Raw genomic sequence first — 8,631 nt, forward strand, 5'->3', positions numbered from 1 at the left:
TATTAACCAAATGGCGTTTTTTTTCGTTATATTTAATAAGCGCTATTCTAGAAGATGAACAAGGCGAATGACAAAAGAGTTAAAGCATCCGTATTGCAAATATGTACAAAGTCTACCCATAGACAATTTGCACAAACAATATCATGATTTTAGATACGGCTACAGAATTACAAATGATAATGAGTTATTTGGCCGGTTACTTCTCGAAATAAACCAAGCGGGGTTAAGCTGGGATATCATTTTAAAAAAGGAAGATAATTTCAGAAAGGCATTTGACAATTTTGAAATAAACAAAATTGCTGGTTATACGAACCATAAGGTTGAGGAATTGTTAAATAATAAAGGAATCATCCGAAACAAATTAAAAGTAAATGCTGCCGTTTACAATGCGCAACGAATTATAGAGCTTCAAAACGAACATGGTAGCTTTTATCAATGGCTCTGTATACACGAACAACAGGATTATACAAAAGAAAAGTGGACAAAGCTTTTTAAAAGCAACTTTAAGTTCACGGGAGGAGAAATAGTTGGAGAATTTTTAATGAGTACCGGATTTCTAGCTGGAGCTCATGATGAAAACTGTGCTATTCACTCCTTGATAAAAAACACTAAATATGGATAAAATACTCATCATACTCATCTGTTCTTTACTGAGTTTTGGGGGATACTCCCAATACAGTTTGATAGCAGGAGGTGGACCTGACTTAGGTCTGGGTACTCTTGTTAAAGGAAGAACAACTTTAAATTTAGGATTGGAATTACCGGAATCTGAATGGCACACGATGCGCCTTAACGGTACATTTTTTATGCCGCTTAACGATATTAACCGTGGGAACATGGTAGCCGAATTACGTCCAGAATTTACGGGACAAGGAAATTCGGTTATTTCAGTACCTGTTACCGAAAGCATTCGTCAGTTTGCTCTTTCTTACGGTAGAAGAAATTTTGCTTTCAACACCTATGATGATGGATTAGCATTTTACTTTGGATCGAATACCACTGTAGGTATGCTAACAGACATTATTGAATTGGGTGATTATGATCGAGAAAAATACTACTTCCCTAACGGAGATGTAGAACCGGGAAAACATTATTACCGATCTTTTTACTTCGGAATTGGTATGGTCGCTGGTTTAAAATATCAACTTCCCGCAGAATGGAGAAGTGCATTAACACTAGAGTTATTAGGTGATTACAACATTATGATTTATGACAGAGCCAATGTTTATGGCACTTATATTTCGCCCTTAAACTTCGGTCTAAAACTCGGGTACAGGGTAGATATTTTCTAAATCCCTTCTCATCATTTTTAAATTTTCATAACGTAATTCAATACCTTGTTCTAAAACCCTTTTTTGCTCCAACCTTGGAAGTTGATTGGGTGGCCGATGAAAAGCTTGTTTAGCTGTGAGTTTATTAAGAATAGTTTGATATGCTTTCCATTTCCGAGACAATGCTGGTAATGCCATATTTAGTTGCAAGTTTAAACTCTGAATTGGATTAGAATGCAAAAAAGGAATTTCTCCTTCCATCATTTCATATAGCAATATTCCCAAAGCGTAATAATCTGTTTGCGGTACAAAAAGCGCTGGTTCATTTAGTATTAGTTCAGGAGCTGCATGACCAAAAGGATAAGAACTTTTCCTCTTATCAAAAACATCTGTTTTTAGATCCCAAGCCATACCAAAATCAATCAATTTCACAGAAAAATCGTTTACACTACCTTCAATAATGATGTTGGTTGGCTTTAAATCTAGATGTACTATTTTTTGAACATGAAGTTCATCCAATAGTTTAGAAACACCTGTAAGAAATCTGGGAATAAACTTTCGCTTTTCTTTTCTTTTCAATGCTTTATAAAAGGTAATCAGCCCTACTCCCTTTATATACTCCTTCAACAAATAATATTGATTATTCTCTATCCAATACTTTAAACTCGATTGTAAATTGGGGGATTCAAATTGATATTTACCTTCATTTCTAAGCGTCTCCACAGCCTTTCTATCGATCAAAGGGGTTGATTTCAGAATGAAATATTCTCCCGAAGAAATTTCTTGTACAAGCCGGGTAGAAGAGAATTTTCTTTTCCCTTGAGGAGTTCCCCCATTCATCAATTTATAGGCTTGAAGCACCGTTTACTTTTTAGATTGCAATTGAATTTGCAAGGTAAGATACAAACTTCTTCCATTTGAAGGAATAATACCCGGGCCAGGGTAAGCCGTTGCTCTTCTTGTAAAGTATTTAGCGTCAAACACATTGTTCATACCGGCTTCTATTTGGAAGGTTTTATTCCACTCATACTTCGCTGAAAAGTCGAATACCATATAAGCAGGAATAACTCCGTACAATGCATCACCTGAAGGATTCACAGAATTGGAAGCATCACTAAACTGATCAGACGTATAACTTCCTTGGAATTGCAAAGAAAGTTTATCTGTTTTGTATTTCAAGCCAGAACGAACGATAAACGGAGCCACGTACTCTACCCTATTTCCAATTAAACTTGCTTCCTTAGAGGTGATATATTTCGCATCGATGTAGGCAAGGTTAGCAAATACACGAAGTGCTTTTTTATTTTTTCGGTTAATCGCTTTCAAAACATCTAGTTCCACAACAGCTTCTACTCCCATGTTTCGTGCATTTCCAATATTTGTTCTTTGGCGCTTTAATCCATCTGGAGCTAATCCAATTTTATCACCATAGAAAATATAGAAAGCTCCAGCGTCTATGAAGAAATAATTATCTATCATTCCTTTGTAGCCCACTTCGAAGGTCGCACCATACTCATCCTGAATATTCGTATCTATCGTTAGGTTCGGATTATTAATACGAATATCGTTGAAGTTAATCGCTCTGTAATTCTGACTCACATTTCCGTAAACCTTCGCACCATTTTTCAAACTATAACTTGCTCCTGCTCCCCCCAAGAATACATTTCTTGTGGTCGATCTACTATCGTTGATCTGAAAACGCTCTATCGTATCACCAATAATGGGATGTAAATTATATTGGTAGTAATATCCTTCTGTAGCACTGCGTATATACTCATATCTCAAACCAGCGTTGATGGTCCATTTCTTAATCAACACAACCTGATCGATAAAGAGCGCCATATTTCTAGAGGGGAAGGAAAAGTTAGAGTTGTCTACATCCTCTGGGGTATTAAAACGAAAATCGGCATCACTTCCAGCAGAAGCTAATCCTTCTTTCGATACTGTGTGCCCTTCATAAGCCCTAGCTCCAAACAATAAAGCTCCGTTAATATCAGTAGATTTAATCTTAGCATCGTACTTACGCATTAAACGTGCTTCTGTACCGTAGTTTTTAAAATCACCGTAAATCAACTTTCTGTATCCACCGATGTCAGCCTGATTAATTTTACCAAGGAAACCTAAAGACTCTCGGGTAGATTTCATACCAAAAGCTCTAATATTCAAATGTGTCTTTTTATTGATTTCGTAATCAAAATGCGTAGCCATTAAATTCCAATCTACCGCAAACCAGTTTCGGTCTCGAATACTTTGTCTGGCATCTTCCTTAAATTGTTGATCGGTTAAACCTCCAGATTGCTGAGTGAGGTAATTCATTTTAGTATACTCTAACTTCCAATCAATATTCTCGGTGAGTTTAAACCCTATTTGTGCAAAAGCTTGATGTTGGTGGAATCCGCCATTAGGTCTGTAACCATTTCCTTGTTTATATTGATGATAAGCCTGATAGTAAAATCGTTTTTTTCCTCCACTGATTCTATTGTAAGTACCCAAATAGCCATAGCTTCCCCCCGTTGTTCTCGAGGTAACATCAATCAAGCGTTCGGCATTTGCATCTTTTAATACGAAATTCAATAATCCTCCAAACTGAGTTCCGAACTGCAGTGCAGCAGAACCTCTTGTGATTTGAATTTCTTTCAAAGCCTCTACCGGAGGAGTATAGTAACTTTCTGGATACCCTAAAGCATCAGCACTGATGTCGTATCCATTTTGACGGGTATTAAAATTAGCGGTTCTGTTCGGACTCAACCCTCTACCACCAACACCTACCTGTATACCTGCTCCATCGCTTTCCCAAATATTTAAACCTGGCACTTTAGCGTACAACTCTCTAGGATTCCCTGTAGATTTGGCTCCCGAAAGGTTCTTCAAAGGTATGAATTCCGACTTCCCGTAATGAATTCTTGACTTGGTAATTACGGGTGGAATACCAATGTCAAAATCCTCATATCTGTCTCGAACAATATCCACATCATCCATCTCCAAGATTTGACTTTGGATTTCATAATTTCTAGCTGTGAAATTTTGGAGTACAAAGATCAAGGTATCGTAATCTGTGGCCGTTATTCGGATACTATCTTCTAGGGCTGCGTTTAAACTAAACGTACCCGATAAATCTACTCGTGTTTTTTCGCCAGAGTTTAAGTTAGTGACAACAGTAGAAAGCACAACCTCCTTGGTTTTTGCATCCATTACATTACCCTTCAAGACCTCTTGGGCATGAAGAAATGGAATACCAAATGCTATCAATATCGCTACAACTACTCTCACGGTTTAAACTCTTCTAAAAATGTTCGATGTTTTAAATCGTATTTCAGGTCTGCAAAATTATACTTTTTAGAAACAAATTGCTGGTTTAATCTTCCATTTAAAGAAACTTTGACATCTGCGCGAACAATGGGATCGACCAAATGAACTTGATGTTCCCCATAAACCAAGACTGTATCTTTAAATTGATAATACAAATGATGACCGTATTGAATTAAAAAGTCGGCCTGCGTGGCCATTTGCTTTTCCTGACTTTCGGTTAAATAATTTGAATTATCTATTTCAATTTGTTTTCCTGTGTTCCTATCTTCAATATAAAAAGTAGCCAACCCCTCTTTGTGCATAAGCATAACACGCCATGAAAATCTAAAGCCTTCTTCGTTCCAAAATAAATTACCGGGGTACAACAGGTATCTAAATGGCAATACAAGCTGCACTATTACAAAGAGGAAAATGAAATATTTATAAAGAGATTTTACTTTTAAATGAGCTATTCCGCTTTGATCGTTTACCATAAAAATGGCTTCTAATCTTTCCACAATTTTCAAATGAAAGCTTGCCGGAAAGAAAATCAGGGTTGAAAAGATCATGACCCATGGAAAAACACCTATCGGAAACAACAACCAGGTAATAATGTGGAAGCTTACCACAAAAAAGTAAGCAAAAGGTCTAGTCCTTTTACCTAACAAAAGAAAAGGAATACTGATGTCGTAAATCAAACCAAAATAAGCAAAAACATAAGCCACATATTCGTTGGCCAATATTCCACCTACAAGCGGGAGATGATGATATTTCCCCAACCATAGCTTTAAAGGTTGTGCTAAAACCAACCAATCATATTCAATTTTAGCAATACCTGCAAAGAAATAAACGACTCCTAACAAAAAGCAAATTACGTTTCTGTAGATTGCAGGAACTTCATCCCATTGTTGAAGTTTAAATAGTTTTAGGTCTAAGGAAAACCTACGGTGTGCAGGAATAAATATGAGTAAGAACAACATCAAACTCACAAAGTAATAATGGTTGAGGTAATAGGTTTTATCTATTAATTCTATGTAGGAAAAACTGATAAAAAGTAAAACTGCGCTGATGCGATAGAAAGCACCGAGTATCATTCCTATAGCAGCCAGTATCATAATGATAAAAGGTAAATACATCCAGTTTCCTGGTAGTTTATCTACCCATTCAAAACCCAAATAAGAAAAATGAAAATCGGGTAAAATGTAATTATCCAGAACCCACCCTTTCATTATAAAACGCACAGCTCCAAAAAGCATCAATGCGCCGAAAATGATCCTGAATACCACAAGAGGGGCAATATTTACCCCTCTAAATATTAGTGTATGCGATATTTTATTAATCGCCGTCATTATCTTGATAAGTAATCATGATAGCAAACAATGCTGGCATGTCTGTTTTAATATTCACCACCTGCGATTGAATTAAATCATAGGCCGGTGAAAGCTCAGGATTTCCTGCTAAAATTTCCTCTTTTAAAGTCGTGGAATTAAACGTTGCAAATTTGTTAAGTACCTCCTCATACGTCGAAGTGATACCTTCATCTAATGCTGGACCTTGATCTACAAATGACAAAACATAATCTTGAAAGCCAATTCCATCCGTTCCTTTGTAATCTCCTTGGTACACCTCACGAGAAGCTTCAAAGCTCGCTTTTATCAATTCAAAAGAAAATCCTGAAAATGGAGCTTCAATGTATTCTGGTTGAGCTATTCCTAAACTCTGTTGACCAATAGGAATTCCAAATTTAGCTACTTTCGTAAGCTCGTAATCTTTATTAAACTCGTTTACTAAGAAAGACATTGAACTCGTAGATGATGTTCCAGTATTGGCCTTAAATTCTGCTGTATAACCTGAATTCCATGCATTCACTACAGCATCAATTTCTGTTTGCATCTTGTCAATTAACTCTCCCACATAGGTCATTCGATTGGCATCAGCACTCAACTTATTCAATGCATCTGTTGTTGCTAAATCGAACAAAAGGTAGTCCATTGCAGGAAAACCAATGGCATCTGAATTTGCCGCTGCACCTAAGGAATAAGATCCTGAAGAAATATTTGCCTCTACCTTTGCTGTGTCACATGGATAAGTTCCCATAGCCCCTTTAATTCCGTAATCCATGGAAGGACCAAAATTAAAGATTTGACTGTGTTGAAACTGCAAATAACTTGCTTTCCATGCTTCTTGTAAAAGTTCTAAATTGCTAAGACTAGCATCTGCTTGAAAGCTTGAAAAAGAAGATTTAAGATTGCTTATTTCACCTTTTAAATCTGTCAATGAAGACACAATCACTTTATCGGCGTAATCTGCCAATAGTTCTGTTTTGTTAAATTCCACCGTTGGCTCAACAGGCTCCTTACACTTTGAAGAAAGTAAAGTCAGCGCCAAAGCCGAAATAAAAACAAGCTTAAATCTTTTCATCTTTTTTAGTCTTTATGCTTAGTATTTTGCTTCTAATTCAGCCTTAATGTTGTTTAAGTCAACCAATGTTAAGTCCCAGAAGTTGTCTCCGTACATTGCTAAAATTGTATTCAATTCGGTTTGTGTTAAAACACGCGTATCTTGTCCAGCATAACGAATACACATTGTGAAACCTAAAGCCTCAGATAAGGTGTGTAAATAAACTGCGTCATCTGTACCAAAGTTACTGATCGCTGCATCTAAGTAGTGAATAGCTTGACGTGCCGCAATTTTCTCCCACATTACTTGAATCGCTTCTATGGCTTCATCTCTTGCTGTGTAATCTTCTTGTGTAATTGCGAATCTTCCTTTAAGGAAGTTATCCATCATCACTGCATTAGAATTCAATTCTGTATCTCTACTGTTACAGTATTCACCCCAAAAGTGATCAGGAATTGTAGTGGGGAAATCAACGTCAACACCGAAGTAACCAAAGGCTTCATCGAAGTGGTGTTCCATAGCTGTATAGTATTTCCCTGCAGCTGGATCAACCGCCGTTGTGTTGTCAACGTCCATTTTTGTATCTGAGAAGTATACATTGTTGGCTTGGTACATCAAAACAGCTCCCATCAATCCTTTCTCGATGATTTGCGTGTATTCCATTCCGTTGGCAGCTACCAAGTAGGTTTTTGTTCCGTTCGTTACTAATCCAGCTTGACCATTCGCTGCGGTCATATTATAAGACTGAGAAGACAAGGCTAAAGAATCTAAAGCATCTTCGAAAAATGCTACATCGTTAGCAAAACATTTATTTTTCAACTGCTTAGAAGAAGAAAAAGAGAAGTTTCCATTTCCATTATCTCCTGTGTTTGCAAACATATCTTGTAAAGCCTGAGCATCTACTGGACCATTCACTCCATCTTTCATCATGGCAACCATTTCACTTAATTGTGCTAAACGATCTTGTTGTCCACCGTAAGAAACTGTTGAATTATCATTTTCATCTGTAAACGCATATGTAGTTGGTGCAACAGGTGAGTTATCTATATAAACACATGAACCATCATCTTTTTTTGCTTCTTCATTGTAATTAGACGCTGTTTCATCTGTACAACCTTCTTTTTTACATGCTGTAAACGCCATTGCTCCTGCAATCAAAACCAATAATGCTTTACTTCTTTTCATCTTTAGTGTTATTTAGTCTTATTTTAAATAGTGAGGCAAAGATAGACTGAACGCCTCTCTGGAGCAATACCATAAAAATGGTATTCTGATTTCAACATTACTTTTACCTTTGAGTTGTGGAAAAGAAATTCATCATAGCAGATAGCGGCGGAAGCAAGACGCATTGGATAATGTCGGACGATAAAACCTACAAAGAGTTTTTCAGTTCTGGTCTTCATCCCAAAGAAATTACCGAGGAGAAAAGAAGTGAAGTTATCTCGCTTTTTAAATCTTATGATTTAAGTGCATACGACCTTTATTTCTACGGAACCGGTTGTCTGCATGAGCACAATCAAGAGCCCGTAAAGGAACTGCTCAACAAGCTCGGCTTTCTAAACATCTATATATATGGTGATGTTGTAGGAAGTTGTAAAGCTGCACTGGGTAATGACCCTGGTGATGTTTTAATTTTAGGAACGGGAAGTGTTGGTCTGAAGTACGATGGAAA

Annotated in this window: 7 protein-coding genes and 1 pseudogene; 3 read left to right on the forward strand and 5 right to left on the reverse strand. The window is 36.9% G+C overall.

Translation table 11 applies throughout. The features are described from left to right. Positions 1-67 precede the first annotated feature (67 nt). On the forward strand, positions 68-622 hold the full coding sequence (locus R3333_RS09855) for a DNA-3-methyladenine glycosylase I (RefSeq protein WP_318958625.1): 555 nt from the start codon (positions 68-70) through the stop codon (positions 620-622). After that, positions 615-1,292 (forward strand): hypothetical protein, encoded by a 678-nt coding sequence (locus R3333_RS09860; RefSeq protein WP_318958626.1) that lies wholly within the window; start codon positions 615-617, stop codon positions 1,290-1,292. Before R3333_RS09855 ends, R3333_RS09860 begins: the two co-directional genes overlap by 8 nt. On the opposite strand, the gene R3333_RS09865 is transcribed toward R3333_RS09860, so the two are convergent. From R3333_RS09865 to R3333_RS09885, 5 genes are read right to left on the reverse strand one after another with little or no spacing between them, the layout of a single operon-like run. After that, a complete protein-coding gene (locus R3333_RS09865; protein ID WP_318958631.1) occupies positions 1,260-2,111 on the reverse strand; it encodes a protein kinase domain-containing protein in 852 nt (283 codons plus the stop codon). The genes R3333_RS09860 and R3333_RS09865 overlap by 33 nt on opposite strands. Positions 2,112-2,135: 24 nt before the next feature. After that, positions 2,136-4,541 (reverse strand): TonB-dependent receptor family protein, encoded by a 2,406-nt coding sequence (locus tag R3333_RS09870; protein WP_318958627.1) that lies wholly within the window; start codon positions 4,539-4,541, stop codon positions 2,136-2,138. After that, the gene (locus R3333_RS09875; RefSeq protein ID WP_318958628.1) at positions 4,538-5,908 is read right to left on the reverse strand and encodes an HTTM domain-containing protein; all 1,371 of its coding nucleotides are present in this window, start codon (positions 5,906-5,908) and stop codon (positions 4,538-4,540) included. Before R3333_RS09875 ends, R3333_RS09870 begins: the two co-directional genes overlap by 4 nt. Beyond that, positions 5,895-6,980 (reverse strand): imelysin family protein, encoded by a 1,086-nt coding sequence (locus R3333_RS09880; RefSeq protein WP_318958629.1) that lies wholly within the window; start codon positions 6,978-6,980, stop codon positions 5,895-5,897. Before R3333_RS09880 ends, R3333_RS09875 begins: the two co-directional genes overlap by 14 nt. An 18-nt stretch (positions 6,981-6,998) precedes the next feature. Continuing rightward, positions 6,999-8,144: a DUF4856 domain-containing protein gene (locus R3333_RS09885; RefSeq protein WP_318958630.1), complete on the reverse strand. Its 1,146-nt coding sequence runs from the start codon at positions 8,142-8,144 to the stop codon at positions 6,999-7,001. 116 nt (positions 8,145-8,260) lie between these two features. Between R3333_RS09885 and R3333_RS09890 the strand changes: the two are divergent. Beyond that, positions 8,261-8,631 (forward strand): annotated as a pseudogene (locus R3333_RS09890) (hypothetical protein); the annotation flags it as partial.

It is taken from the genome of Lishizhenia sp. (assembly GCF_033720595.1).
In the GTDB taxonomy this organism is placed as follows: Bacteria; Bacteroidota; Bacteroidia; order Flavobacteriales_D; family Crocinitomicaceae; genus Lishizhenia.

Excerpts from the sequence above, each read along its gene's own strand:
- R3333_RS09855 (WP_318958625.1), top strand. The coding sequence starts at position 68 with ATGACAAAAGAGTTAAAGCATCCGTATTGCAAATATGTACAAAGTCTA.
- R3333_RS09860 (WP_318958626.1), top strand. The coding sequence starts at position 615 with ATGGATAAAATACTCATCATACTCATCTGTTCTTTACTGAGTTTTGGG.
- R3333_RS09865 (WP_318958631.1), bottom strand. The coding sequence starts at position 2,111 with ATGAATGGGGGAACTCCTCAAGGGAAAAGAAAATTCTCTTCTACCCGG.
- R3333_RS09875 (WP_318958628.1), bottom strand. The coding sequence starts at position 5,908 with ATGACGGCGATTAATAAAATATCGCATACACTAATATTTAGAGGGGTA.
- R3333_RS09880 (WP_318958629.1), bottom strand. The coding sequence starts at position 6,980 with ATGAAAAGATTTAAGCTTGTTTTTATTTCGGCTTTGGCGCTGACTTTA.
- R3333_RS09885 (WP_318958630.1), bottom strand. The coding sequence starts at position 8,144 with ATGAAAAGAAGTAAAGCATTATTGGTTTTGATTGCAGGAGCAATGGCG.